Origin of the sequence: Methylobacterium sp. EM32 (assembly GCF_040593685.1) — a bacterium.
In the GTDB taxonomy this organism is placed as follows: Bacteria; Pseudomonadota; Alphaproteobacteria; order Rhizobiales; family Beijerinckiaceae; genus Methylobacterium.
In genome coordinates this window covers 46429-71877 of the sequence record NZ_JBEXZS010000143.1, presented here as the reverse complement: position 1 = coordinate 71877, position 25449 = coordinate 46429, and the positions used below count along the sequence as shown (strand labels likewise).

The 25449-nt window shown below is 69.9% G+C and carries 28 protein-coding genes and 2 pseudogenes; 16 read left to right on the top strand and 14 right to left on the bottom strand.

Annotated features, from left to right (window positions below; all coding sequences use genetic code 11):
- Positions 1-24: 24 nt before the first annotated feature.
- Positions 25-1518, top strand: a pseudogene (gene istA, locus ABZT49_RS19010) (IS21 family transposase); the annotation flags it as partial.
- A 2-nt stretch (positions 1519-1520) separates the two neighbouring features.
- Positions 1521-2255, top strand: a complete 735-nt coding sequence (istB, locus tag ABZT49_RS19005; protein ID WP_378740010.1) for an IS21-like element helper ATPase IstB — start codon at positions 1521-1523, stop codon at positions 2253-2255.
- A gap of 125 nt (positions 2256-2380) precedes the next feature.
- Here istB and ABZT49_RS19000 read toward each other — a convergent pair whose 3' ends face one another.
- Positions 2381-3067: a GAF domain-containing protein gene (locus ABZT49_RS19000; RefSeq protein ID WP_407943530.1), complete on the bottom strand. Its 687-nt coding sequence runs from the start codon at positions 3065-3067 to the stop codon at positions 2381-2383.
- The gene (locus tag ABZT49_RS18995; protein WP_305078785.1) at positions 3064-3873 is read right to left on the bottom strand and encodes a Crp/Fnr family transcriptional regulator; all 810 of its coding nucleotides are present in this window, start codon (positions 3871-3873) and stop codon (positions 3064-3066) included. The genes ABZT49_RS19000 and ABZT49_RS18995 overlap by 4 nt, the downstream gene beginning before the upstream one ends.
- A 724-nt stretch (positions 3874-4597) precedes the next feature.
- Between ABZT49_RS18995 and ABZT49_RS18990 the strand changes: the two are divergent.
- Positions 4598-4699: pseudogene (locus ABZT49_RS18990) on the top strand (transporter); the annotation flags it as partial.
- Between the two features lie 101 nt (positions 4700-4800).
- Here ABZT49_RS18990 and ltrA read toward each other — a convergent pair.
- From ltrA to ABZT49_RS18975, 3 genes are all read right to left on the bottom strand, one after another.
- The gene (gene ltrA, locus ABZT49_RS18985) at positions 4801-6162 is read right to left on the bottom strand and encodes a group II intron reverse transcriptase/maturase (protein WP_305078810.1); all 1362 of its coding nucleotides are present in this window, start codon (positions 6160-6162) and stop codon (positions 4801-4803) included.
- A 427-nt stretch (positions 6163-6589) separates the two neighbouring features.
- The gene (locus ABZT49_RS18980) at positions 6590-8029 is read right to left on the bottom strand and encodes a YncE family protein (protein WP_305078786.1); all 1440 of its coding nucleotides are present in this window, start codon (positions 8027-8029) and stop codon (positions 6590-6592) included.
- A gap of 36 nt (positions 8030-8065) precedes the next feature.
- Positions 8066-8467, bottom strand: a complete 402-nt coding sequence (locus ABZT49_RS18975) for a DUF305 domain-containing protein (RefSeq protein ID WP_305078787.1) — start codon at positions 8465-8467, stop codon at positions 8066-8068.
- 211 nt (positions 8468-8678) lie between these two features.
- Here ABZT49_RS18975 and ABZT49_RS18970 point away from each other — a divergent pair, with 211 nt between their 5' ends.
- From ABZT49_RS18970 to ABZT49_RS18950, 5 genes are all read left to right on the top strand, one after another.
- Positions 8679-9191 carry a sigma-70 family RNA polymerase sigma factor gene (locus ABZT49_RS18970; RefSeq protein ID WP_305078788.1) on the top strand — a complete coding sequence of 171 codons (513 nt, stop codon included), beginning with the start codon at positions 8679-8681 and terminating at the stop codon, positions 9189-9191.
- Entirely contained in the window at positions 9188-9985 is a 798-nt protein-coding gene (locus ABZT49_RS18965; RefSeq protein ID WP_305078789.1) for an anti-sigma factor, read from the top strand. Before ABZT49_RS18970 ends, ABZT49_RS18965 begins: the two co-directional genes overlap by 4 nt.
- 111 nt (positions 9986-10096) lie before the next feature.
- Positions 10097-10978 carry an SGNH/GDSL hydrolase family protein gene (locus ABZT49_RS18960; RefSeq protein ID WP_355287984.1) on the top strand — a complete coding sequence of 294 codons (882 nt, stop codon included), beginning with the start codon at positions 10097-10099 and terminating at the stop codon, positions 10976-10978.
- On the top strand, positions 10975-11862 hold the full coding sequence (locus ABZT49_RS18955) for a LysR family transcriptional regulator (protein ID WP_232388833.1): 888 nt from the start codon (positions 10975-10977) through the stop codon (positions 11860-11862). The genes ABZT49_RS18960 and ABZT49_RS18955 overlap by 4 nt, the downstream gene beginning before the upstream one ends.
- The gene (locus tag ABZT49_RS18950) at positions 11859-12218 is read left to right on the top strand and encodes a YidH family protein (protein ID WP_279360064.1); all 360 of its coding nucleotides are present in this window, start codon (positions 11859-11861) and stop codon (positions 12216-12218) included. Before ABZT49_RS18955 ends, ABZT49_RS18950 begins: the two co-directional genes overlap by 4 nt.
- A 14-nt stretch (positions 12219-12232) precedes the next feature.
- On the opposite strand, the gene ABZT49_RS18945 is transcribed toward ABZT49_RS18950, so the two are convergent.
- The 4 genes from ABZT49_RS18945 to ABZT49_RS18930 all read right to left on the bottom strand — a co-directional run bounded on the left by ABZT49_RS18945 (position 12233) and on the right by ABZT49_RS18930 (position 16251).
- On the bottom strand, positions 12233-13312 hold the full coding sequence (locus tag ABZT49_RS18945; RefSeq protein ID WP_305078791.1) for a molybdopterin-dependent oxidoreductase: 1080 nt from the start codon (positions 13310-13312) through the stop codon (positions 12233-12235).
- 106 nt (positions 13313-13418) lie between these two features.
- Positions 13419-13772: a cytochrome c gene (locus ABZT49_RS18940; RefSeq protein WP_305078792.1), complete on the bottom strand. Its 354-nt coding sequence runs from the start codon at positions 13770-13772 to the stop codon at positions 13419-13421.
- A gap of 11 nt (positions 13773-13783) precedes the next feature.
- On the bottom strand, positions 13784-14971 hold the full coding sequence (locus ABZT49_RS18935) for a molybdopterin-dependent oxidoreductase (RefSeq protein WP_305078811.1): 1188 nt from the start codon (positions 14969-14971) through the stop codon (positions 13784-13786).
- 197 nt (positions 14972-15168) lie between these two features.
- On the bottom strand, positions 15169-16251 hold the full coding sequence (locus tag ABZT49_RS18930; protein WP_305078793.1) for a YeiH family protein: 1083 nt from the start codon (positions 16249-16251) through the stop codon (positions 15169-15171).
- A gap of 251 nt (positions 16252-16502) precedes the next feature.
- On the opposite strand from ABZT49_RS18930, the gene ABZT49_RS18925 reads away from it, so the two are divergent.
- The 3 genes from ABZT49_RS18925 (at position 16503) to ABZT49_RS18915 (ending at position 18388) form a co-directional block, all read left to right on the top strand.
- Positions 16503-16952 carry a hypothetical protein gene (locus ABZT49_RS18925; protein WP_355287980.1) on the top strand — a complete coding sequence of 150 codons (450 nt, stop codon included), beginning with the start codon at positions 16503-16505 and terminating at the stop codon, positions 16950-16952.
- A gap of 227 nt (positions 16953-17179) precedes the next feature.
- Positions 17180-17572 (top strand): DUF305 domain-containing protein, encoded by a 393-nt coding sequence (locus tag ABZT49_RS18920; protein WP_305078794.1) that lies wholly within the window; start codon positions 17180-17182, stop codon positions 17570-17572.
- A 69-nt stretch (positions 17573-17641) separates the two neighbouring features.
- Positions 17642-18388 carry a glutaredoxin gene (locus ABZT49_RS18915; RefSeq protein ID WP_305078795.1) on the top strand — a complete coding sequence of 249 codons (747 nt, stop codon included), beginning with the start codon at positions 17642-17644 and terminating at the stop codon, positions 18386-18388.
- Between the two features lie 244 nt (positions 18389-18632).
- Here ABZT49_RS18915 and ABZT49_RS18910 read toward each other — a convergent pair whose 3' ends face one another.
- The 3 genes from ABZT49_RS18910 to nikR all read right to left on the bottom strand — a co-directional run bounded on the left by ABZT49_RS18910 (position 18633) and on the right by nikR (position 21572).
- Positions 18633-18824: a hypothetical protein gene (locus ABZT49_RS18910; RefSeq protein WP_048427058.1), complete on the bottom strand. Its 192-nt coding sequence runs from the start codon at positions 18822-18824 to the stop codon at positions 18633-18635.
- Between the two features lie 33 nt (positions 18825-18857).
- Positions 18858-20921, bottom strand: a complete 2064-nt coding sequence (locus ABZT49_RS18905) for a TonB-dependent receptor (protein ID WP_407942662.1) — start codon at positions 20919-20921, stop codon at positions 18858-18860.
- A 201-nt stretch (positions 20922-21122) separates the two neighbouring features.
- On the bottom strand, positions 21123-21572 hold the full coding sequence (gene nikR, locus ABZT49_RS18900; RefSeq protein WP_305078796.1) for a nickel-responsive transcriptional regulator NikR: 450 nt from the start codon (positions 21570-21572) through the stop codon (positions 21123-21125).
- Positions 21573-22467: 895 nt separating this feature from the next.
- Here nikR and ABZT49_RS18895 point away from each other — a divergent pair.
- Positions 22468-22743 (top strand): hypothetical protein, encoded by a 276-nt coding sequence (locus ABZT49_RS18895; RefSeq protein ID WP_305078797.1) that lies wholly within the window; start codon positions 22468-22470, stop codon positions 22741-22743.
- 171 nt (positions 22744-22914) lie between these two features.
- Here ABZT49_RS18895 and ABZT49_RS18890 read toward each other — a convergent pair whose 3' ends face one another.
- Both ABZT49_RS18890 and ABZT49_RS18885 read right to left on the bottom strand, forming a co-directional pair.
- Complete coding sequence (locus ABZT49_RS18890) at positions 22915-23460, bottom strand: hypothetical protein (protein WP_355287977.1); 546 nt, start codon at positions 23458-23460, stop codon at positions 22915-22917.
- Between the two features lie 72 nt (positions 23461-23532).
- Positions 23533-24036: a hypothetical protein gene (locus tag ABZT49_RS18885; RefSeq protein ID WP_305078799.1), complete on the bottom strand. Its 504-nt coding sequence runs from the start codon at positions 24034-24036 to the stop codon at positions 23533-23535.
- A gap of 185 nt (positions 24037-24221) precedes the next feature.
- Between ABZT49_RS18885 and ABZT49_RS18880 the strand changes: the two genes are divergently transcribed.
- From ABZT49_RS18880 to ABZT49_RS18865, 4 genes are read left to right on the top strand one after another with little or no spacing between them, the layout of a single operon-like run.
- The gene (locus ABZT49_RS18880; protein ID WP_305078800.1) at positions 24222-24431 is read left to right on the top strand and encodes a hypothetical protein; all 210 of its coding nucleotides are present in this window, start codon (positions 24222-24224) and stop codon (positions 24429-24431) included.
- Positions 24424-24825 (top strand): hypothetical protein, encoded by a 402-nt coding sequence (locus tag ABZT49_RS18875; protein WP_305078801.1) that lies wholly within the window; start codon positions 24424-24426, stop codon positions 24823-24825. Before ABZT49_RS18880 ends, ABZT49_RS18875 begins: the two co-directional genes overlap by 8 nt.
- Positions 24822-25145: a hypothetical protein gene (locus tag ABZT49_RS18870; RefSeq protein WP_305078802.1), complete on the top strand. Its 324-nt coding sequence runs from the start codon at positions 24822-24824 to the stop codon at positions 25143-25145. The genes ABZT49_RS18875 and ABZT49_RS18870 overlap by 4 nt, the downstream gene beginning before the upstream one ends.
- Positions 25142-25393, top strand: coding sequence for a hypothetical protein (locus ABZT49_RS18865; RefSeq protein WP_305078803.1), 252 nt, complete (start codon positions 25142-25144; stop codon positions 25391-25393). Before ABZT49_RS18870 ends, ABZT49_RS18865 begins: the two co-directional genes overlap by 4 nt.
- Positions 25394-25449 lie beyond the last annotated feature (56 nt).

Here is a 25449-nt window from a genome sequence, read left to right as displayed (position 1 = left end):
TTCGGAACGGGAGGCTCGCGGAGGATGTTGGTCGTGGAGACGGTCGCGAAGATCCGCCGCGCGTACTTCGTGCAGCATAAGCCGATCAAGCAGATCTGCCGGGAGCTGAAGCTCTCCCGCAAGGTCGTCAGGAAGTTGATCCGCTCGGAGGCAACTGCCTTCCGCTACACCCGCAGCGTCCAGCCTGCACCCAAGCTCGGGCCCTGGCGCGACGAGCTCGACCGGATGCTGGCGGCCAATACGGGGAAGCCGGCACGGGAGCGGCTGACGCTGACCCGGATCTTCGAGGCGCTGCGGGGGCTCGGCTACGAGGGCGGCTATGATGCCGTCCGCCGCTACGCCAAGACGTGGAAGCGCCAGCAGGCCAGCGTGACGGCTCCCGCCTTCGTGCCACTCGCCTTCGCCCCGGGTGAGGCCTACCAGTTCGACTGGAGCCACGAGATCGTGCTGATCGCCGGCGTCACCACGACGGTCAAGGTCGCCCACGTCCGGCTCTGCCACTCGCGCATGCTGTTCGTGCGGGCCTATCCGCGCGAGAGCCAGGAGATGGTCTTCGACGCCCACGACCGAGCGTTCGCCTTCTTCCGCGGCACCTGCCAGCGGGGCATCTACGACAACATGAAGACCGCGGTCGAGACGATCTTCGTCGGGCGCGAGCGCGCCTACAACCGCCGCTTCCTGCAGATGTGCTCGCACTACCTCGTTGAGCCCGTGGCCTGCACGCCTGCGTCCGGCTGGGAGAAGGGGCAGGTCGAGAACCAGGTCGGGCTGGTACGCGAGCGCCTGTTCACCCCGCGCGTCCGGGTGAGAAGCTACGACGAGCTCAACGCCCTGCTGCTCGACGGGGTCGTCGCCTACGCCAAGGCCCACCCGCATCCCGAGCAGCGCGACCTGACGATCTGGCAGGCCTTCGAAGCCGAACGGGGAGCCTTGGTCCCTTATGCCGGACGCTTCGACGGCTTCCACACCGTGCCGGCGGCCGTGTCCTCGACCTGCCTGGTGCGCTTCGACAACAACAAGTACTCGGTCATGGCCTCGGCCATCGGTCGCCCGGTCGAGGTGCGCGCCTATGCCGAGCGCATCGAGATCCGCCAGGACGGACGCGTCGTCGCCGAGCACCCGCGGGCCTTCGGCCGCGGCCAGACGGTGTTCGACCCCTGGCACTACGTCCCCGTGCTCGCCCGCAAGCCCGGCGCGCTGCGCAACGGCGCACCGTTCAAGGACTGGGTCCTGCCCGCCGCCCTCGAACGGATCCGCCGCAAGCTCGCCGGCAGCGCCGACGGCGACCGCCAGATGGTGGAGATCCTCACCGCCGTGCTCGGCGACGGCTTGTCCGCGGTCGAAGCGGCCTGCGCCGAGGCACTGCGCGAGGGTGTGCACTCGGCCGACGTGGTGCTCAACATCCTGGCCCGCCAGCGGGAGCCGCCCGCGCCCGTCCCGCTGCTGACGCCCGAGAGCCTGCGGCTGCGCCACGAGCCAGTCGCCGACTGTGCCCGCTACGACAGCCTGAGGAGAGCCCCATGATGGAACGTCAGCAGATCCTCGCCACCATGGGCGAGCTGAAGCTGTTCGGGATGAAGGCGGCCTACGACGAGATCATCAAGGTCGCCCTCAAACGCAGCCACGAACCACAGCAGATCGTCGGTGACCTGTTGCAGGCCGAGATCAGCGAGAAGCAGGCGCGCTCGATCCGCTACCAGATGACGATTGCCAAGCTGCCTCTAGCCAAGGACCTCGCCGAGTTCGCCTTTGCCGGGACGCCGATCAACGAGGGTCTGGTGCGCGACCTCTGCGGTGGCGAGTTCCTGGCCCACCAGCGCAACGTCGTGCTGGTGGGCGGCACCGGCACGGGCAAGACGCACCTGGCCATCGCGGTCGCCCGGTCGTGCATCCGGGACGGGGCGCGGGCCCGGTTCTACAACGTGGTCGACCTCGTCAACCGGCTCGAGGCCGAGGCGCGAGCCGGCCGGCAGGGCCGCATCGCCGACCACCTCGCCCGGCTCGATCTGGTGGTGCTGGACGAGCTCGGCTACCTGCCGTTCGCGCAGTCGGGCGGTCAGCTGCTGTTCCACCTGATCAGCCGGCTCTACGAGACCACCTCGATCGTGGTGACGACCAACCTGGCGTTCGGGGAGTGGCCGAGCGTGTTTGCTGGCGACGCCAAGATGACGACGGCGCTGCTCGATCGGCTGACCCACCACTGCGAGATCGTCGAGACCGGCAACGAGAGCTGGCGCTTCAAGAACCGGGCGTGAAGGGCGGCCTGCGCGCAGCTCATCCTGGACCCCTGGTCAGCCCGGCTGCGCCACCCCGACCCGCTTCGCCGGGCTGACCAGGGGCGTCGCGCTACGCGCAACAAGGGGTCCCGATTGGACGCCGATCAGGGGTCCCGTTCCGATGCCGTTTGACACTCGACCGTGCCGGCCTCGGCGGCGGGGACGGCGCGCATCGCGCCGGCGAGCACGGCCCGGAAGCTCGCATCGAGGTCGCCACCGGCCGCCGCGACCTCGGCCAGGGTCGCCGAGACCGCCTCGCCCTGGCGCCCTGCGCGGTCGCGGTCAGCGAGCGACCGGCGCAACACGAGCTGGTCCATGACCTGCCGGGCGAGCGCCTCCAGATCCTCGATCTGCTCGGGGTCGAGGCCACCCGGGCGCGGGACGTGGTCGATCACGCACAGGCTGCCGAGCACCTGGCCCTCGGCCGTGCGCAGCGGCGCGCCGGCGTAGAAGCGCAGGTGCGGCTCGCCGGTCACCAGCGGGTTTTCCCGGGTACGGGGGTCGCACGTCAGGTCCGCGATCTGCAGGACGCCCGGCTCCGCGAGCACGAACTTGCACACCGAACGGGCGAGGTCGGTCTCGCAGGGCGGGAGGCCGGCGCGCGCCTTGAACCACTGACGGTCGCGGTCGACCAGGCTGACCAGGGCGACGGGTGCGGCGCAGAGGCGGCGCGCGAGGTTGACGATGTCGTCGAAGCCGCGCTCGGGAGGCGTGTCGAGGATGTCGAACGCGGCGAGCGCGGTCAGCCGCGCATCCTCCGCGACCAAGTCGGGCTGCATGACCTTGTTCACAGGCTGCCGTCCTTCACGAGCGCGGACGGGGCCCTGAGCCGCTCGGGCTCGGCCACGTCGACGGCGACGATGCGACCGCCGGGGGCGTAGATCGCACCCATCACCTCCTCGAAGTGCCTCCGCACGGCGGCGTGGCACTCGCACGAACCTGCCTCGGCGCGCGCCCGGTCCGGCAGCGTGATGCGCCCGTGACCGATGCCGATCAGGCCGTCTCGCTGCATGCGTCCGAGCACCTCGGTCAGGTAGGCGCGGCGCACCCCGAGCATGTCGGCGAGGAGCTCGTGGGTGACCGGCAGTTCGGGCGTGCCGATCCGGTCCTGCAGTGTCAGGAGCCAGCGCAGGCAGCGCCGCTCGATGGTGTGGGCGGCGTTGCAGGCGACCGACTGCAGCACCTGCGCGAGCAGGCAGTCGGCGTAGCGCACGAACAGGTCGCGGACGCCCTTCGAGGCCTGCTTGGCCTCGGACAGGCGGGCGGCATCGATCCTGATGACCGGCCCGCCGACCTGCACCACCGCCTGGCCGAAGGCCGGCAGGTAACCGTGGCTGACGACCCCGCCCATAGCACCCTCCCGGCCTATCGTCGCCGTCTCGACCGACTTCCCGTCCAGGAGCGGCACGATCAGCGTGACGACGCAGCGGTGCGCGGGGAAGGTGACATGGCTGACGTCGTCGCCGGCACGGAACAGTACGTCACTGCGCCGGACGTCGCGACGTTCGGCGTACGGTTCGAGCAGCGCCCGGTCACCGGGATCGAGGGCTTCGAGCAGCAGGTTGCCGTCGAGGGAGAGGGGAGCGTGCTTGTTCACGGGGTGCGGTCGAGGCGCGGAGGTCGGCTTGTCCAGTAGCGGACTTTTTGGTGCGAAGATGTCCAATACCTGACAAGTTGCGCAAAATTCGAAGGCGACCCGCCCCCGCTGGTTTGCGCCGTCCAGGCGCATGTCTCAGTGCTACATCTGACAACGGGCTTCTGCCCTAACACACGGTCTTATGCGTATGCCGCTGCCCTCTTGGGGTCGCCTCGTGGACCACCGCCTTTCATGCCCAGACCGTGGCCGTGGTTGGCGCCCATCCTGGCGCCGTAGGCTTCACCTGTCGACATACGTCTGACATGGCCAGCACTCCCTCGAGCAAGCGCCTATGTGCTGCAAGCTGCTGACAACGTAACCGCAGTAACAAGATCCGCTTCTTCCTACCAAGCGGCCATTTCAGCCCGCAGACTTTAATGTCTGCAAAGGGTCACTGTCTGCCGGACACTCTCGTCGTCATCGGTCCCCTCCCTGCCCCAGCCGGTATCCGGCCGCCACACGCAGGGTCGTGACGATGTCGCGGCGGAGCAGGAGCCTAGATCCGGCTCAGCTCTTCGAAGGCGTCGACCTAACCGCCCGCATGATATCGAAGTCACACCTTGGTTCGTTCGGTTGTGCGCCATTTCCAGACCTTCGCCATTGGCTGTTCGAATGGTCGCTCGCCGTCCGACAGCGGACTTCAGAGGGCCGTGATTGCTTAGCAGGTGCCCGAGCGTATTAGGGGGTATATTTTGGGCTGTTCCTGGGCGAGCGGCTGGCCGCCCCGAACTGGCTCGGCATCGCGCTCATCGCCGCCGGCGCCGTGCTGGTCGCCTACCGGGCGTGAGGATGGCCCCCCGATCGGGATAGGGGGCGTTCCTTACGGATCGCTCCCCTCCCACACCACCCGGCATGCGGGTCCGCACCGGGCGGTTCGAGGAGTTGAGGTCAGGCGAGACGGGGCAGGCCGAGCTTGTCCATCCAGGCCAGGGTCAGCACGCCGTTGAGCGCCATGCCGCTGTTGCGCCACCAGCGGCGGCTGTTGGCCGCCACCGGCAGAGCGACCTCGGGTTTGGCGCCCAGCGCCAGCAAGGCCCGGTAGATGGTCGGGCCGCGCTTCCACTGCTTGAGCTGGATCGCTCGCACCCGATGACGCACCCACCCATCCAGTTCGCGCCAGACCTTGGGTGTCTGCGCCAACCGGTAGTAGCCCTTCCAGCCCAGCAGGTAGGTCCGCAGCCGACCCACCACCGCCGGCAGGCTGCGCCCGCCCGAGCGACGCGTCAGGTCCCGCACCCGCCGCTTGAACCGGCCCAGCGACGCCGATGCGACCCGCCGCTTGACGACGCCGCCCGGGGCCACCCAGAAGGTGAAGCCCAGGACCACGCAGCCGAACGCACTGCGCACCGCGCTCTTGGCCTCGTTCAGCGACAGCTTCAGCCGGCCCAACAGACCCCGCAGCACATCCATCACCCGCGCCCCCGCCTTGCGGCTGCGCACGTAGACGGTCACGTCGTCCGTATAGCGCACGAAGTGATGGCCGCGTTGCTCCAACTCCCGGTCCACCTCGTCCAGCAGCACGTTGGCCAGGAGCGGCGACAGAGGTCCACCCTGCGGCGTCCCCGAGCCGCGTTCCCGCACCACGCCCCCCTTCATGATCCCGCTCGTCAGGTACGCCCGGATCAGCCGGATTACCCCGGCATCCCCGATCCGCTTCTGCAACCGGTCGATCAGGATGTCGTGGTTCACCCGGTCGAAGAACTGCGCCAGGTCCACGTCCACCACCACCCGCCGGCCCGCCTGCACGCAGGCTTGCGCGGCCAGGACCGCATCCTGTGCGCCGCGGCCCGGACGGTAGCCGTAGGAGTGCTCGCTGAAGTGGGGGTCCAGAAGCGGCTGCAGCACCTGCAGCAGCGCCTGCTGGATCAGCCGATCCGTCACCGTCGGGATGCCGAGCTCGCGCTCGCCGCCCCCCGGCTTGGGGATCGCCACACAACGCACCGGCTGGGGCCGGTACGTCCCCGACAGCACCTGGTCGCGGATCTCGGGCCACGCCGTGCGCAGGAGAGCCGCCGTCTGGGCGATGTCCAGACCGTCGACCCCCGCCGCGCCCTTGTTGGCCTTCACACGCCTCCAGGCACGCTGAACGTTCTCGCGCGCCAGGGCCGCGTCCAGCAGCCCCGGCCCCATGGCACCCGGTGCATGACGCGGGCCGCCAGCTTCGTCGCTGCCGGGCAGGCGCGAGGCTTCACCCCGCACCGGCTCCGACCGCCCCGCTCGCGCGGGCATCTGACGCCTTGCCGACTGCATCGTCACGGCCGCGGCCACTCCTCCTCGTTCGGTCCTTCGGGAGCAGATCGCCCCCTACTACGACCTCGGCTGACTTCTCGCTCCGGCTCGACGCCGTCACCCTTTCAGGCATGAGGCGAGATCTCCCCAGGTAAGACCGCGTTCCGTCCCTGCACGACCGCCGGATCTACGCCGCCTCGCCTTGATCACGAGAGCTTCGCGGCTGTTTGCCCGCTCGCCCTGCTCAGCGTCGCCTTCTATCCGGTTCTTGTTCATCGGCCCACAGGTGCGCTCCACGCTTCCTCTCCACGGTCGGTCGCCCTTCCGCAGTTGCGCTTCACTTCGCTCGCCGTGACCAGCTCACGGAGGGACTTCCACCCTCAAGAACGCGCCCATGCTGGGCGCACAAACGGAAGGGGGCGATCCGACGACCGCCCCCTCGGCACCGTTACTGCACGGCCTGGACCTGGACCGTCGCGCCGGTCTCGCCGGGCTTGCCCTCGACGATCACGAGGATGCGCCGCGCCGCGGCGTTCGGGTTCTGCGTCACCTGGCGGATCGGTCCGACCGCGTTGACGATGGCGGCGCCCGCAGGGTTCGTCATGAAGGCGGCGAGCGGCTCCAGCGGCCCGGCGCCCTTCGGGTCTGCGGAGAGAGCGAGCAGGTAGGGGCTCTTCGGCGTCAGCCCGGTGACCGCGGCCTGCAGCGTCTGCAGCACGCCCTGGTCGAACAGCGTCACCTGCGTCGCCGGCTTGCCGTCCGGCCCGTCGAGGGTCAGCCGGCTCGACTGGCCGGCCGCGCCGAGGGGCTGCAGGTTCGGGGCGCCCGCGCTCTCCGGGACCGCCGCGGGCAGGTAGGCCACGCCTTGCGGGCCCTGGCCGATCGGGATCGTTGCGGTGACGGCGTTGGTGCCGGTGTCGATCACCGCGACCGCATCGGCATTCTCCAGGCCGACATAGACCCGCGATCCGTCGCCCGAGGGCCAGAGGCCGTGCGGGAGCGCGCCGGTCGGGATCGTCGCGACCTGCGAGAAGTCGTCGGTGCGGAACACCTTGACCTGGTTGAGCCCGCCGACCGTCACGTAGGCGAACTGGCCGGCCCTGGTGCGGGCGATGTTAACGTGGTTAGTGATCGGCCCCGTCTCGATGGTCTTGAGCGCCTTGAACGGCGGCGCGGCCTCGAAGACCTGGACCCGGCCGACATCCTTCAGGGTGAACCAGACCTGGCGGCCGTCGGGCGTCGCCGCGATGTCGGGGCAGAACGGGCTCTCCTGCTTGATCCGCCCGACGATCTGCCGGGTCCCGACCTCGATAGCGACAGTCTCGGGGCTGAAGCTGGAGCAGACGTAGCCGTACCGGCCGTCGGGCGAGAAGATCGTCATGCCGGGCCCGTTCGGCACTGTAATCCGGCCCGTCTCCTTGCCCGTCTCGGCGTCGAGGATCGCCACGTAATCCTCGCCGCGCACGCTGACCCAGACCTCGCGCCCGTCCGGCGTGAAGAACGCCTCGTGCGGCGAGCGGCCGACATAGGTCGTGTGCCGCACGGTATTGGTGGCGGTGTCGATGAAGCTGACCGAGTTCGAGCCGATCGAGACCGCCAGCAGGGTCTTGCGGTCGGGCGAGAAACCCATGCCGTGGACGAGGAGCTGGCCGCGATAGAGCGGGCTCAGGTTCGCGGGCGTGGTGTCGCCGAGGCGGATGACGCCGAGGAGAGTATTGGCGGCGGGGTCGATCACCGAGACCGTATTGGAGAACTGGTCCGAGGTATAGAAGCGGTCGCGGGGCCCGACCGGCACGTCGGGTGCCGAGGCGGGGCCAGGCGCCTGGCCCGCGAGCGCGGTTCCGCCGAGAAGGGCGAGCACAAGGGTCGCCGGAATGAGGTGTCGCATCGGATGTCGTCTCGCTGGGTGTGTGGGCCGGCCGGCTCAGTGATGGTGCGGGGCCGGAGCTTTCGGCGTGGCGGGAACGGCGGGCGGGCGCTCGGCGAGCGCGCGCCGCATGACCTCGATCTCCTGGGCCTGCTCGACGATGATTCCCTGCGCGAGCCGGCGCAGGACGGGGTCGCGACCGTAGGCGAGCTCGGCCTTCGCCATGTCGATCGCGCCCTGGTGGTGCGGGATCATCATGGCGGTGAAGTCCCGGTCCGGATCGCCGGAGGGCGGTACCGCCATGTCGGCGTGCATCCGGGTCATCGACTGGGCCATCAGCGCGTCGAAGCCGTCCGGCGCGCTCTCGGCGTGCCCGGTCCGCATCATCATCATGCCGCCGCCCGCCAGGCCGCCGGCCATCAGGGTGGCGATCAGGATCGCCGTCGGTGCGCCGCGCATCGTCTCTCCCGTTTCTCGAAGGTCACGCCGGGAGAGATGCCGGGGAGCACCGGATATTCCCCAACCACGTGAGGCGCGCCGATCACGGCTGCGTGATGCGATTTTCCGACCGGCCGGGGGAATACCGCGGCCTCATCCGGCATCTTTCGTTGCAGGCCGCGGCATCCATCCGCCACCGCCCGCCCCGAAGAGCGCCATTGTGGAGAACGCCTTGGACGACCTCGCCGCCCTGATCGAGCCGCAGATCCCGGCGTTGCGGCGCTACGCCGTCGCGCTCCTGCGCGAGCGCGAGGCGGCCGACGACCTCGTCCAGGACGCCCTCGAACGCGCGATCCGGGCCTGGCCGCAGCGCCGCCGGGACGGCGACCTGCGCGCCTGGCTGTTCGCGATCCTGCGCAACCGCTACCTCGAAGGCGTGCGCGGCCGCCGCGGCGTCGAGGTCGGCCCGGACCTGGTCGACGACGTCGCGGACGCCTCCGCCGATCCCGGGGCCGCCCTCGGCGTCCGGGACGTGCTCGACGGGCTCGCCGGCCTGCCCGAGGATCAACGCTCGGTCCTGCTCCTCGTCGCGGTCGAGGACATGTCCTATGCCGAGGCCGCCGCGGTGCTCGCCGTGCCGATCGGCACGGTGATGTCGCGCCTGAGCCGGGCGCGGGGCCGGATGCGCGCCTTCCTGGACCTCGCACCGACCGTCGTCACCGGACACCTGCGGAGGGTGAAATGACCGCGTCCAACCCCCGGCCCGTCGGCGAGGACGATCTTCACGCCTTCGTGGACGGCCAGCTCGATCCCGGCCGCCGCGCCACCGTCGAGGCCTGGCTCGCCGAGCACATGGACGCGGCGGCCCGGGTCGCCGCCGACGGGCAGGCCCGCGCCCGCCTGCGCGCCCGCCTCGCCCCGATCGCCGACGAGCCGATCCCGGCCCGGCTGCGGGTCGCCCATCTGGCGCGCCCGCGTCCCGCCCGAAGCAGCCGCTGGCTGCCGAGCGCCGCGGCGGCGATGGTCTGCCTCGCCTTCGGCGGGGCGGTGGGTTGGGTCGGGCGCGGGGCGGTACCGCCCGCGGCGGCGCCGGTCGAGCCGATGACGCAGGCGGCGGTTTCGGCCTTCCGCACCTACGTGGTCGAGGCCGTCCACCCGGTCGAGGTCCGCGCCGACGGGACGCCGCATCTGGAGCAGTGGCTCTCGCGGCGCGTCGGCCGGCCGGTCAGGGCGCCGGATTTGCAGTCCCAAGGGTTCCGCCTGATGGGCGGGCGCCTGCTGCCGGCCGGCGACGAGCCGGCGGCGATGCTGATGTACGACGACGACCGCGGCACCCGCCTGACGCTCTACAGCCGCGCCGGCGCGGCCGGGGGACGCGGCGTCTTCCGCTACGCCCGCGAGGGCGACGTCGCCGCCTTCTCGTGGATCGATGCCGGGATGGCCTACGTGGTGACCGCGCGCACGGACGAAGCGCGGCTGCTGCGGGTCGCCGAGGCGGTCGACGCTCAAGCGAGCGGACGGGGAAGCGGGCTGCAGTAACGCCGGGCCCGGAAGGTCCTGCATCCTACGTCGAGCATAAGAGCGAAGGGTGAGACGGTCATGACGTTAAGGCACGGTGTGGCGCGTGAACGACGGACACAGAGCGGGCTGGTGCAGAGCGGGCTCTTGCGGATTCTGGGAGCCGCCGCCTGCGCGCTGTTCCTCGGCTCTGCGGCGCGGGCGGAGCCAGCTGGCAAAACCTACCTAGCGTTGGGCGACTCCCTCGCCTACGGCCTACAGGTCGGCAAGCTCAAGGAGCAGATCGCGGCAGGCACCGTCCGGCCTGGGAGCTTCGACACCGGCTACGCCATGGTGCTGGCCTCGTATCTGCGCGAGCGGGCCCATGACCTGACGCTGGTCGACCTCGGATGCCCCGGCGAATCTTCGACCTCGTTCGTCGACGGGCCGTGCGGTTTCGCGACGACCGGCAAGCCGTTCGACACCACGCCGCTGCCGCTGCCGCTGCACGTGCCCTATGCCGGCGCGCAGCTCTCGGCGGCGACGGCCTACCTCGCCGCCCATCCGGGCGCGGTCGGTTTGATCACCCTCGATATCGGCATCAACGACCTCAGGGCCGTGCAGGTGGGCTGCCCGGAGGGGCACGGGTTCAAGGACTGCGTCGCAGCTGGCTTACCGCCCGCCCTGGAGCGCACAGCGACCAACCTGCGGCGCATCCTGTCCGCCCTGCGCGCGGCGGCGCCCAAGGCGCGTATTCTGGTCGGCACCTACTACAACTGGCTCGCCGTCACCGATCCCGACACCGACCGCTTCGTCGAGGCCCTGAACCGCACGATCGCTGCAGCGGTCACGGAGGCGGGCGCCGGTCTCGTGGACGTCTTCCCAGCCTTCAACCGCACCGGCGAGGCTCGCGCACGGCTCTGTGACCTGACGCTGTACTGCACGCCGGCCCGCGACCTCCACCCGTCGGATGCGGGCTACCGGGTGATCGGCGACCTGTTCGCCAAGGCTCTCGGCGAGCCCGGCAAGCCGTGACCCTCGACCAGCTGCGCATCTTCGTGGCGGTGGCCGAGCGCCAGCACGTCACCCGGGCCGCCGAGGCGCTCAACCTCGTCCAGTCGGCGGTCAGCGCGGCCATCGCCGCCCTGGAGGGCCGGCACGCCGTCAAGCTGTTCCACCGGGTCGGGCGGGGCATCGAGCTGACCGAGGCCGGCCGCCTGTTCCTCGCGGAGGCACGCGCGGTGCTCGCCCGCGCCGAGGCGGCCGAGCAGGTGCTCGCCGACCTGAGCGGCCTGCGCCGCGGCACCCTCGCCATCCGCGCGAGCCAGACCATCGCCGGTCATTGGCTGCCTCGCCACCTCGTCGCGTTCCGGGCGGCCTATCCGGACATCATCCTGCGGCTCGGCATCGGCAATACCGCGCAGGCAGCCGAAGCGGTCCGCTCGGGAATGGCGGAGCTCGGCTTCGTGGAGGGCGCCGTCGAGGATGACGGCCTCGCGAGCCTTCCGGTCGCGGAGGATCGGCTCGTCCTCGTGGTCCGCCCCGGGCACGAACTGGCCGGCTGCTCGCAGCCGGGCCCCTCGGACCTCGCCGCAATCGCCTGGGTGCTGCGCGAACCCGGATCCGGGACGCGCTCGGCCCTCGAATCCGCCGTCGCGGCCGCCGGCCTCGCACCCGACGCGCTCACCGTGGCGCTGGAACTGCCCTCGAACGAGGCGGTGCTCGCCGCCGTCGCGGCGGGGGCCGGCGCGAGCGTCCTGTCGGAGGCGGTGGTCGCCCCCTCCCTGCGGACCGGGACACTCGTCGCCGTGCCGCTCGGTCTGCCGGCACGCACCTTCCGGGTCCTACGCCACAAGGAGCGATACCGCAGCCGGGCCGCGGACGCGCTGCTCGACCTGATCCGGGGGGCCGAGCCGTGAGCAACGTCGACCCCGACGATCCGCGCGTGCGGCTGGCAGAAGACCGGACGGTGCTCGCCGCGGAACGCACCTACGCCGCGTGGCTGCGCACCGGGCTCGCGTTCCTGAGCGTCGGTTTGGCCGCGCAACGCTTCCTGTCGGAGGTGCTGCCCGGCTGGCCGCTGCGGATCATGGCCCTGGCGCTCGTCGCTTGCGCATTCGGATGTTTTTGTGCGGCGGCCTGGCGCGATCACGCCGTGAGGCGATCCCTCGCGTCGGCACCGATGCGGATGATGCCCCGCGCCCTGACCCTCGGCATCGCGCTCCTGCTCTCCGCCGTCGCGAGCCTCGCGGCCGTGACGCTTTGGCAGGTCTGAGGACCTCCCGGCCCTCACGCCACAGTCACGCGCACGCGGTGCCACGCGGCGCTGAGGTAGCCCTTGTAGTTCCAGGTGTCGTCCGGCAGCGCAGGCTGGGTCTGCCCGGCCTCGTCCCAGGCGCGCACCGCCAGCTCATGCTCGCCCGGGGGGAGATCGAGGTCGATCGTCCAGAACGTCCAGGCGAAGCGCGCCCGCGCATCGTGCTCGAGCGCCGCCTGCGCCCAGGTCCGCCCGCCATTGCCGGAGACGTCGACGCGTACGACGGTGCGGTCGCCCGACACCGCGTAGCCGCGGACGGTGTTTGCCCCGGCTGCCAGCCGTGCCCCGCGTGCCGGCTCGCAGATCGCCGCGTTCAGCGGCATCGTGTTGATGGTGTGACCCCGGGCGGGGTCGGCCGTCTCCGCCGTTACGTCGGGCGGGAACAGCTTGTAGTCCTCGGCCTGGATCGGGTTGTCCGATGGGTGGTCCTGCACCGTGATGCGCTTCAGCCATTTCGGGCTGCGCACCCCGGCGAAGCCCGGCACGACGACGCGCAGCGGGAAGCCATGCTCCGGCAGCAGCGGCGCGCCGTTCATTGCGAAGGCCAGCAGGGTCTCGGGCGCGAGCGCCTTGGCCAACGGAATCGAGGCTCCGTAGGGCCGGCCCTCGACGAGGTCGTGGCTCTCGAAGGCGACGTGCAGGTCCGCACCCTCGGCGATCCCGGCCTCGCGCAGCACGTCGCCCAAGCGGACACCGGTCCAGTCGGCCGTGCCGATCGCGCCGCCGTCCCATGGGTCGCCGGAGACCGGCGCCACCGCCCGCATGTCCGCACGGCGGTTGCCCGCGCACTGCATCGTCGCCGTGACGGTGGCCTCGGCATGGCGCGACCGCAAGCTCTCCAGCGACAGCTCCAGCGCTGTCGGGATCGCGCCGTCGAGGCGGAGGCGGTAGCCGTCCGCATCGATCTCCGGCAGGTCGCCGTGCGAGCGCACGTAGAAGTCGTCGGCTGCCGTGCGATAGGAGGCGCGCAGCCGCGCGAGGGGCGGCTCGGCATTGTACGGCGCCTCCCCATGGACGATCAGGCGCGCCCTGCGCTCGGCCAAGCTCGACATGCGGGTCTCCAGGCTGGTGGATCGCGGGACAACGTGCCGGGACCGGATCGGTCCCGGCGTGCTTCCCCGGCTTCGCCGTCGCGACGGCGGGCCGGGCACGTCACCGTCAGGGCTGCGGCTTCATTGCCGCGAGGTAGTCGACGATGGCCTTCACGTCGGCCTCGTCGATCGGTGCCTTGTAGACGTGGACCATCTTGTTGACGGTCTCGGTCCACTGCGCCTTCGACAACTTGGGCTGGGTCAGCACCATTCCGGCCGAATGGCAGGCAAGGCAATTGTTGTTGGCGGCCTCCGCCCCGGGGCCCTCCGGGAAGAAGCGGTCGGAGGTGGGCAGCTCGACCTGCTGCGAGGTGAAGCGCATCGGCTCGGTCGCCTCGGCGGCGAATGTCGGGGTGGAGGCCAGCGCGAGCGCGGCGAGCAGGAACGCGGTGCGGGATGCGGCGGTGCGGGATGTGACCATGGCTCTCTCCCTCAGGCGACGTGAAGCGACACGGTCTCGACGCCGTTCTGCATGAACCCGGCCCCGTTCCAGACCCGCTCCATCGGCTGGGCCAGCCCGTTCGTGTTGGTGCAGCGGACCTTGATCGCGTGGGTGCCGGCCGCGAAGGCCGGCAGGTCGCCCTCGAACCGCCGGAAGCTGTAGGTGCCCTCGTCGGCTCCGAGCTTCGCCGGAGACCACGTCGCGCCACCGTCGGCGGAGATCTCCACCGTCCTGACCCCGCAATCGCCCCCGAAGGCGATGCCGCGAACCGCCACCGGCGAACCGGCCGCCGCCCGTGCGCCGTCGCGCAGGTTGGTGACGAAGGCGCGCGGGACCATGCGGTTGATCGGCACCGTCTTGAACCCGGTCTGACCGGGCTTGATGTTTGCCCCCGGCACGTCCGGGATGCGGTAGGCGGTCTTCATCCAGTACTGGTCGTCGGGCTTGTCCAGCACCTCGATGTCGGACAGCATCTTGACCCAGTAGGTCGAGTACCAGCCCGGCACCACCAGGCGCAGCGGAAAGCCGTTGAGCAGCGGCAGCTGCTCGCCGTTCATCGCGTAAGCCAGCATGACCTCGCCGTTGCGGGCATGGTCGAGGTCAAGCGACTTCTTGAAGTCGGGCGCGTCGTCCACGACCGGTTCGTCGAGGCCGCTGAAGCGGACCTGCACCGCTCCACCCTTTACCCCGGCGCGGTCGAGCACGTCCTTCAGGCGCACGCCCGTCCAGCGCGCGTTGCCCATCGAGCCGTTGGCCCACTGCGCGCCCGGCACCCGCGGCTCGAACAGGCCGCGGGAATTGCCCGAGCACTGGTTGACGGCGGCGATCTCGAAGCGCGGCAGCCGGGCGAGCTCGTCGAGCGACAGCGACAGCTCTCGGTCGACATGCCCGTGCACCTTCAGCCGGTAGGCGTTCGCGTCGACCTCAGTGGGGATCGAGGCCCAGTGCCAACGCACGTAGAAGCGGTCGTTGGGGGTGAACACGCCCTGTTCGAACACCTCGAACGGCGTCTCCAGGAGCGGCGGGCGCGTCCGCTGCAGGATCATCGGCCCCTTGCCGGGGAAGGCAGTGGTCAGGTCGCGCAGGTCGGGACCGCCGGGCAGCGGGAGCTTGACCGTGCCCGCAGCCCAGGCCGGCACCGCGGCCGCGAGGCCGCCGAGGCCGAGACCGGCAAGCATCGCGCGGCGGGGAATGGCAGGATGGCTCAAGGGTGTTCCTCCGGGTCCGGGCCGAGCGTCTCGCGCTCTCCCTTGGCTGATGGAAAGTATCTTCCACGAGACAGGGTTTCCAATGGAAAGTCCTGCTCGTTCCGATCGATTGGAGAGATCGTTTTCCCTCCGGCGTGCTGGGGAACGGTCGCTCCGAGGACGCTCGGTCAGACGATGCCGAGGATATGGATCAGGCAGAGGCTGACCGCGGTGAGGGCGATCAGGGAGGCGACCACCGCCAGCGTGACCCGCAGCCCCGCGCCGGCGACGCTGCGCACGTCGACCCCGAGCCCGAGCGCGGCCATCGACACGATGGTGAGCACGTTGGCGGTCGCGGCGATCGGCGGCAGGGCGGCCTGCGGGATCAGACCGCCCGAGCGCAGGCCGGCCATCGCCAGGAACGCCAGGATGAACCACGGTACGAGGCGGTGGATCGCGACGCGGCCGGGCTTCGGACGCTCCCCCGCGGTGACGTGCGGGGCCGGCTCGTCCGTCTCCTCGCGCAGCCGGCTCGCGCCGAGGGAGAGCGCCAGCACCACCGGGCCGAGCATCAGCACGCGGACCAGCTTGACCAGGGTGCCGACCTGCACGCTCAGCGCCGCCACCGGCGCCGTCGCGGCGAGCACCTGCGGCACGGCGTAGACGGTGAGGCCGGCGAGCACGCCGTACTGCATCGGCGACAGGCCGAGGAGCGGCACGAGCAAGGGCAGGCCGAGCACGACCAGCACCCCGAGCACCGCCGTGAAGGCGATGGAGGAGGCGACGTCCTCGCCGTCCGCACCGATCACCGGGGCGGTCGCGGCGATCGCCGAGTTGCCGCAGATCGAGTTGCCGCAGGCGACGAGGATCGCGAGCCGGGGGTGCAGACCCAGGGCGCGGCCGATGCCGTAGCTCGCCGCGATCGCCGCCATCACCACCACGGCGATGCCGACGAGCAGGCCGGGTCCGGCCGCCAGCAGGGTTGCGAGGCTGAGCGAAGCGCCGAGCAGGACGACGGCGACTTCGAGGACCGTCTTGGCGCCGAAGGCGATGCCGGGGAAGAAGCGCGCACCCGGGTTCCACGCGGTGCGCAGGGCCGTGCCGAGCACGATGGCGAGCACCAGGGCCTCGAGCCAGGCGCGGCCGAACAGGTGCTCCTCGGCCGATTCGAGCGCGAGGGCGGCGCCGGTCACCGCGAGGCACAGGAGGAGGCCGGGCAGGATGCGGCGCAGGGGGGCGAGGGGGGATACGATGAGGGTCGCGGTGGTCATGACGGTCTCGCGGGGTCGCTTGGATCTGTCCCCACCGTGCCGATCCACGAGCATTCGATCCAACAGAACGTTACGATGATTTTGTTCGTCATTATCGATCATTGCGACCGTTGCCGACGACGATGCCGGTCGTCGGGTGGATAGGTTCGCCTGCTCTTGAAACTCCGAGCCCACGACCAAACTTCCTGGCGAACGGTCACGCCCGGCAGACGGGCATGATTATGCAACCGGAGCAGGTGCGAGCCAGCCTCATGATCCCCGATCGGCCGATCGTGCGCCTGCTGGCGGCGGTGATCCTCGTGATCCTCGCCTCCCTCGTACCGTCGGCAGGCCAGGCCCATGAGGGACACGCGCAGCACGCCGGCAACGGGCCCGCGACGCACATGCGGACCGCCTCGGTGGCAGCGGTTCCGGCCGTGAACCCTGCCGGGCATGTCGCCCGGGGCGAGCCTCCGGCCTACCTGGAGACCACGCTCCGGATCACTGCTGTCGGGCCTGTCCGGGACGATAGTTGCTGCCCCGGCCCCTGCCGGGTGCGCTGCTGCGGAACGATGGCCTGCTGTGCCGCCGGCATTCTGCCCGGCCCGCCCGCCCTGGCGCCGATCCCGTTCCGGGCCGTCAGGCTGGTCCCGCGCGATGCTCCCGTTCGCACCGGCGCCGGACCCGAAGCCCTGCCCAGGCCTCCCCGAGCCCGCGCGTGAGATGAGGCGCGCCTGAAGGCGCGCAACGCCCGAGTTGTGCCCGCATCGACGGTGCACCTCCGGCCCTACCGGCACGGGGAGATCTCGTGGCTGTCGATCCCGCCTCTCGCCGCCCTGGGTGCGGCCGACCCGCCTCCTAGGCGAAGTCCGCGCACGCCCCGGCCTCACCCGGGGCCGTCCCGGGCGGCCCGTTCGATTTGATTCCCATTCGAAACAGAGACCGATCCATGACCTCCCCTCGCACCTTCGCCGCCATCGTCCTCATCTCGGCCGGCCTAGCCGGTCCCGCCCTCGCGCAGGCGTCGCACGACCATCGCTCCATGCCCGGGCACGGGATGGGCAAGACGAAGCCGGACCCGAAGGACACCGTCTCTACCGTCGCGTTCAAGGCCGCCGACGCGGCGATGATGAAGGAGATGGACGTCGCGTATACGGGCGACCCGGACGTCGACTTCCGCACGCACATGATCCCGCACCACAGGGGTGCTGTCGCCATGGCGAAGGTCGCGCTGACGCACGCCAAAGACCCCGAGACCCAGGCGATGGCGCAGAAGATCATCGACGATCAGGAAAAGGAGATCGCCGACATGGAGGCGTGGCTGAAGCGGCACGGCCGGTAGGCACCGCACGGGCCGGGCTCATCCCGGTCCGCTTCCCCCGATATCGACAGACTGCTTGAGGAAATTCGCATGCCAGCCACCGCAAAGAAGGCCGTCCTCTACCGCATGGTGATGGAGAAGCACCTCTGCCCGTATGGGCTGAAGGCCAAGGACCTGCTCGAACGCCAGGGTTTCGCGGTTGAGGATCACTGGCTCACCACGCGCGAGGAGACCGACCGCTTCAAGGCCGAGCACGACGTCAAGTCGACGCCCCAGACCTTCATCGACGGCGCGCGCGTCGGGGGGTACGACGACCTGCGCCGTCGCTTCGGCACAACGGCGAACGACCCGAACGCGACGACCTACACGCCGGTCGTTGCGGTGTTCTCCATGACGGCGCTAATGGCGCTGGCGGCCAGCTACGCCGTCACCGGCACGCCGTTCACGATGCGCGCGGCCGAGTGGTTCATCGCCTTCAGCATGTGTGTGCTCGCCCTCCTCAAGCTGCAGGACGTCGAGAGCTTCTCGTCGATGTTTCTGGGCTACGACCTGCTCGGCCAACGCTGGGTCCGCTACGCCTACGCCTATCCGTTCCTGGAAGGCCTCGCCGGCATCCTCATGGTCGCGGGAGCCCTGAACTGGCTGTCGATCCCAGTTGCCCTGTTCATCGGGACGATCGGGGCCGTCTCGGTGTTCAAGGCGGTCTATGTCGACAAGCGCGAGATCAAGTGCGCCTGCGTCGGCGGGTCAAGCAAGGTGCCGCTCGGCTTCGTGTCGCTGACCGAGAACCTGATGATGGTCGCCATGGCGGTCTGGATGCTGGCGATGCACGCATGAGCGCCGCGGCCGGCCGACGTCGCACATCAGGCGGCATCCAGTCTGCCCGGGTTCGGACGGGGCAGAGATCTGCTTTGAGTCCAAGGCCCAAGCACCCCCGGGACCGTGCCGGTCCGGGCCCGTTGCACTGTTTGCTCGACGCGTCGAGCGGCTCTCGAAGCGGCGAAGCTGCTCGGCTCTAGAAACGACCGACGGGCATCGGAGAACCCGATGCCCGCACGGTCACGCGCCTCGAACCTCGATGCTACGCCGCCCGGCGGGCGTGCCCCTTGCCGCGGCGCGACACGCCGAGGCCCTTGCGGGCATCGCACTTGAGGCCGTGGCTGTGCCAACCCTCCGCGGGGGCCTGCTGCCAGCCATGATGGCAGCCATGCGCCGCGGCAGGGCCGATCCAAAGAGCCGTCAGCAATCCGATCGAGACAGCGAGGGTGCGCATGCGAAAATCCTTATCAGGTAGGGAAATCGGGTCTCAGAACCGGCCGGCGAGGGTCAGCCGCACGGCTGTCGGCTCGACCGGGTGGAAGTGGCGATCGGCGACGCCGGCCGCGTCTTCGCCCGGCAGGCGTGACACGTAGTAGTAGGTGATCTGATCCGCCTTGGCATTGGTCAAGTTCAGCACGTCGAGGGAGAGGCTGACCCCGTTGTCGAAGTTGTACCCGACCCGGCCGTTGAGAAGCGCGGTCGGCTTCGAGCGCACCGAGTTGTCCTCGATCAGAGGGCGCGGCCCGAAATAGCGGAAGCGGAGGGAGCCGAACCAGCCCTGGCCTTCGCCGAAGGTGATGCCCGCCGACGCGATCGTGGTCGGCGCCTCGGGCACCCGCCGGCCGACCGGGTCGCGGTCGGCGAAGCGGGCGTTGGTGATCGTCAGGTCGCCCTCCAGGGCCAGCCAGGGCGTGACGGCGTAATGGTTGCTCCACTCGATACCGAACCGCCGTGTCGGCCGGCTCGGCTCGGTGGTGCCGGTGTCGCCCTGGAACAGGTTCTCGGACGCGAAATCGAGCCGGAACAGCGCCAGGGAGGTTTCCAGCCCTGTGATCGAGCGGTTGCGGATCCCGACTTCGTAGCCGGTCGAGGGGACCAGGAACGGCGAGCGGGACACGTTGAACAGCGGACTGACCGGATCGACGGTGGCCGTGACGCCGCGGGCATCGTTCGAATGGAAGCCGCCGCCATAGTTCACGTACAGCTCGGTGTCGCGCCACGGCCCGAACACCGCCCCGAGCTTCGGATTGACGATGCCGTCGCGGGCGCGACCCGAATTCGCCGGTGTGTCGGAGCGGACATCGGCATAGTAGCCGTCGGCCCGGAAGCCGACGCTGGTGCGCAGCCAGTCGGTCCAGCGCACCCGGTTCTCATAGTAGAACGCGGCGCTGGCCTCCAGCACCCGGTCGTCCAGTACCGTCGAGCGATACTGCCGCGCCGTCGTGTTGAACAGGCCGACCCGGATGTCGTCGGTGCGGGTCTGCACGCCGAACTCGTTCTCTATGGCGAGCCCGAACAGGTCGCCCTGGAACACGCGCGAGATTTCGCCGCCGCCGAGCACGCGGCTGTCGCGCTGGCGGAATTGGTCGCCGTTGACCGGATCGTTTAGGAAATACGTGAAGTTGTTCCAGAGGTTCATCTGGTATCGGATCACGTAGGCCGAGGCCCGCGTGATGCCGCTGTCATCCGACTGGCTCCAGCGCCCCGACAGCGAGAAGCGCCCGGTATCGCCGCCATCGCTCGGGTCGAGGGTGCCGTAGCGACCGATGATCCCCTCCGCCACCGCCCGCTCGGGAATCTGATTGGTGGCATTCCACTTGGCCCAGTAGGCCATGCCGGTGACCGCAAAGCCGTCGAGCGGCGTACCCTGGCTGTAGCGCACCACGCCGTTGAACTTGCGGAGGGTATCAGGCACCACCCACGGGCCGTCATAGGTCTGCGCCTCGCCCGCCACGAGCAGGTTGCCCGCGCCGAGCGGTGCCGACGCGGCCGAGAGGGCTCGCTTAAGACCGAAGCTGCCCAACGTCGTCAGCGCGATGTTGCGGTTGAGCTTGTCGAGATAGTCGATCCGCACCGAGCCGGCCGAGGCGAAGTCACCGTCGCGCACGAAGTACGGGCCCTTGTGGAACTCGACCGCGCCGACGAGCTCGGGGATCAGGAAGTTGAGATCGGCGTAGCCCTGGCCGTGGGCATGGGTGCGCATGTTCACCGGCATGCCGTCGACGTTGATGGCGATGTCGGTGCCGTGGTCGAGGTTGAAGCCACGCAGGAAGTACTGGTTGGCTTTGCCCTCACCCGAGTGCTGCGTGATGATGAGGCCCGGCACTTCCTCCAGCACCTCGCCGGGTCGGGTCACCGGGCGGCTGTTGATCTGCGCCCCCGTGATGATACCGGCACTTGCAGCATCAAACGGTCGAAGCGCGCCGCCGATGCCGGTGACGCCGCCGACATAGCCGGCGCTGGCGTTAGGTGTGCCCGATGACGTGGCGGCCGGTGCTTCCGGTGCGACCGTGATCTCGGAGAGCGCGATGGTATCTGCGGTCTCGGTCACCGCCGGCGCGGCCCAGGCGTGGGAGGCGACCAGCAGGACGCTGGCGGAGCTGAACAGGCTGTATCGACGTACCCCGAGGGCAGATGACAAGGTAGAGCGGACCAACGGCGTTCCAGAAGCGGCATCGAGGCGTGCCCCTCGCACGTCCCGCGTATGAGAAATCTACGCAAAGTTCACACCGAAGGCTGTGGCCGGCGGTCCTCAGGAGCCAGCGTTGTCATCGTGCGGGTGCGGGTGGTTGGCCGGCTCGGCGCTGTTCTCGGGAATGAGGTGCAGGTGGCCGTAGCGCACACCCCGCTGAGTGATGATGCGATCGGCGTAAGCCTGCATGGCCGGCACAGATCCATGCAGCACTGCAACTTCCAGGCAATCGTCTCTGGTCAGATGCACATGCATGCTGGCGATGGACACCCCGTGGTGGTGACCTTCATCGGTGAGACGGCGCGCCAGGTCGCGGGTGCCATGATTGTAGACGTAGCTCAGCGTCCCGTAGTAGGACGCAGCGCCCGCCTGATCGCCCTGGGATGGGGCGACCGCATCGCGGACGAGGTCACGCACGGCCTCCGAGCGGCTACCATAGCCGCGTTCGGTACAGAGACGATCCACCGCCGCCAGCAGTTCGTCGTCGATGGTGATCGTGATGCGCTGCATGCCCGCTCCGTCAACTGCTTGATGGCTTTGGTAGGAGCATAGTGAGCGCGTGAACAGCTAAGGGAATGGCGGGCCTTCGTACGGCTCATTCCCCCCAGCGATCATTCCACCACATGAACTGGCATGTAAGAAAAACGACCCGTTCCTGACAGCCAGAAAATCCTTCGGCGGTGACGCAGTTGGCGTGAGAGCCCGGCGACGCAGCGAATGTCAGGAAGCCGTGTCATGAAATCAAATGTCTGGTAAATACTCGCGACCGGACATTCCCGACAGAGCTTGCGAGGAGCCGCTTTGGGTCAAAAGCTCGTACATCGATTGCAGAGGGAGCCCAGCTGGCTACCTCGGCCTGAACCAGTCCGGCGGTCTCTCGGCGCGCCTGGGTTCGGCCGGCAAGGCGAGCACCGAGGTCGCCGCGCAGACCGTCCTGACGCTGGCCGTCGACGGTCGGCACGGTCGTCTACGGCGCCGGCAAGCCGGTGACCACGTTCACGACGACCGGCGGGCAGTCCTTCCTCGTCAATCAGGGCGACGTCGTCACCCTCGTGGCCCCCTCGACGTAGGACGCCGCCCTGGCCGATCAGATCGGCTACATCGCCCTCCAGTGAGGGCGGTCGCGCCGTCCCGGAAATCTCGCCGGGACGGCCAAAATCGGTTTGATCTTCCGTTACAGTCTGACGCTTCGGCGTTACGCGGTGCGGAGGTAACGGGGGCCTAGACCACGCGAACGAACGCTAGGCTCCAAAGGCGCTGTCTTCGGGGGCGTACGAACACGGCGGGGAAACGGAGCCATCCACAGGGCCCAGGCGGTTCGGTAACCACGACCGAACGCGGGCTCTGGACATCGATTCCGGGATCCCGATCTCCTGGACGCGCCCGAAACGAGGAGGTCGCCCCGATGCCGTCTTACCATACCTCCGCCCGCGACGTGGCCGAGAGCTTCGACAACGTCCTGACGACGGGCGCCCTGGGCCTCGGGTCGGTCCTGATCTCGCAGAAGCTCGACCGCGACGCGGCCTACCGCGAGGCCGCCAGCATCCGTCGGCAGGCTGCGGTCGTTCGGGCCCGGCGGGTCGCGGCCGCCGTCGCCATCGCCGAGGTCCGCGCTGGTGACGACCGCCTCCGGGACGCGATCCTCAGGAAGGCCATCCTGGCGAAGCGCACGCGGGGCTGAGAAGGGCGCACGAAATGCCATCGCGGGCGCACGGCATGCTTTTTTGTGCGCACGCAGCAAGAAGCAAGGCCTTCAAGCAAGAAAGACGACAGTCTCGCGGGTTTATTTCAGGCACGAAAAAGCCCGCCCTGGTCGCCCGGGGCGGGCTTCGTTGTTCCGGCGATGGCGCGGTCAGGCGGCCATGGGGAGCGACTCGTCGATCAAGTCGTCGAGAACCTCGCGGAAGTGAGACAGCTTGAACTCGTCGCCCACGAGACGCTGGTGCGCCTCGGCGGCCGCGGCGGCGGCGCGGGCAGCCTCGATGGCGCGGAACTCCGCAGGCGTCGGGGGCCGCGGCAGGGAGGGCAGCAGACGCTCGCCGAGGAGGTGCTTGCCGATCACGGCGGGGTCGTTCTGCGACAGCGCCACTTGCTGATCGACTGTCAGGCCGTCGAGATAGGCCCGCGCCGCGTCGTCGAGGTCACCGGCGGAGGCGGGTTCGCCGGCCATATAATGCATCGCGGCGCGGCCCCAGGCCTCGGCCGGGGACGGCTCCTGTTCGACCGGCGCCGTCAGCTCGTGAGCGAGCTCGGCCTCGGCCTCGCCGACGGGATCGGGCGGCGTCAGGGCCGTGCGGACGAGGCGGGAGACGAGCTTGCCGCCCTCCCAGACCGTGACCCAACTGAGGCGCCCGGCAGCGGCGAGCGCCCTGGCGATGGCTAGAACTATTCCCCTCATCATCCCCTCCGTGGACTGACCCAAACATCCTGCAGCGGGGCGACGCATACGACACGCGCCGCCCTCGGTACGTCACGCTAGACCGAGCTCGACGGCCTCCTCGTACGTCACGGCACGGAGCCAGACGCACTTGGCGGTCGCCCTCACGCAGGCGGCCACATGCTCCTCCCCGGCCCAGTCGTAGACGACGTCGGCCTCGTAGCCGTGGCCGGCGGGGACGGGGAAACGGCAGGGCGTCTCCGTCAGCCCGCAGCGGGAGCAGCGTCTCCGCCATGCGCGCCGGGCCGCCCCCGCGGGATCGATTCGGTCCTCGGCCGCCGCGGCGCTGATCTCCTCGACGTTGCCGTCCGCCCTCGCGACGTAGGCCCGGCTCGGGCTGCTGGACCGCGCCGACGCGACGGCGACGACCGTCCCGGGCGCCAGCTCGTAGCGGGCCCGGTCGTCGCCGGCGGCCTTCTCCACAGGACAAAAGCGCGCACCCAGCGCGAGGCAATCCTTGGTCAGGACGGCCTCGTAGGCCTGCTCCCAGGCCGGGATGGCAAGGACTGGCGTCGCTGTCCTTGAAGGACTGGCCATTCCGTCCTTCGATCGCCACCAATAATTCATGGTGTAATCTTTCGAAACTCGAAGCATCTACCCCGGGAACGATTTGCACGCAGAAGGGCATCGTGCGTGCAGATTGTTCCCAATGCCGAATTGGCCTTGACGACTCAAATAGAAGCTGGAACGCTATAAAGCGTCAATAGCCAACGGAGGCGCCGGTGACGGCCGAGGAAGTGCGGGCGCTGCTACGGCAGCGCGTGGATACGGAGGGGAGCGCGCTGGCGTGGTCGCGCCGCCACGGCGTCAGCACGGCATACGTCCTGGATGCCCTGGCGGGGCGCCGCGGGCCGGGTCCGGCGATCCTGGAGGCGCTCGGCGTCGAGAAGGCGGACGCGACCTACCGGTTCAAGGAGGCGGCACATGGATAAGTGGACCGCGGGTCTTAAGGACCTCGACGCGGTGCAGACGCGCAAGCGCCTCGCCGACCTCCTCGCCGAATGCCGGTTCGTGTCCCAGGGCCTGGAGTTCTACCAGGGGCAGGGCCTGCGCGATCAGGCCTCGCAGACCGAGCGCGCGATCCTCAAGGTCGTGAAGTCGGAGATCGAGCGCCTCGCGGGGATGCTGGCCGAGTTCCGCTCGGGCCCGCCGCCGGCGCCCCCGCCGTACGACCCCTACGCCGCGGCGAGGGAGCGCGCCGCCGCCAAGGCCGCCGAGGACTTGCCCGCGGCGGAACCGGAGCCCGCCCCGGCTGCGTCGACCCGCCCGACCTTGCCGGTCCGCGGCGCTCGCCTTCCCCGCGTCCTGCCCGGGAGGCCCTCGTGACGCTCACCGAACGCCAAGCCCGCGCCCGGCTTGCCAAGGCCATCGAGGCGGCAGGCTCGCAGAAGGCCATCGCGAGCACGCTGCCGCTCAAGGCATCGGCGGCCCAGACCGCCGTCAGCAGGAGCCTCCTCGGGCGGGGGCCCGTCCACCACACCGTCCTGGCCTACCTCGGCCTGCGCCGGGACCCGCACACGGGCGTCATCCGCGACGACGCCACGCCGACTTCCAGCTTCCAGTTCCTCGCCGTCCAGGCCTCCGGCGAGGCCGGCGTGGCCGCGGCGGTCGCCCTCGCCGCCGCCGCCCTTGGGAGGGATTCGTGAGCGACATCGACGCCATCCGCGAGGCTTACCGCCTCGGCTACGAGCGCGGGACTTACGACTGCGGCGGAAGCCCCGTCGACGGCCCCCACTTCGCCTACGTCGAGGCCGCCGACCTGCAGCGGTGGCTCGGCGAGGAGCGGTGGCATGCCGAGCTCGCGCAGTTCCTCGGTCGCCCGCCGGCCGAGACGCCCGTGCCCGAAGTCAGGGCCCGTTTCACCTCGGACGACCCCGACGAGATGCCGTTCTGAGGGCCTCCGTCGACGCGCCAGGCGACGGTGGCGCAGCCCTCCCGGTCCCATCCCTC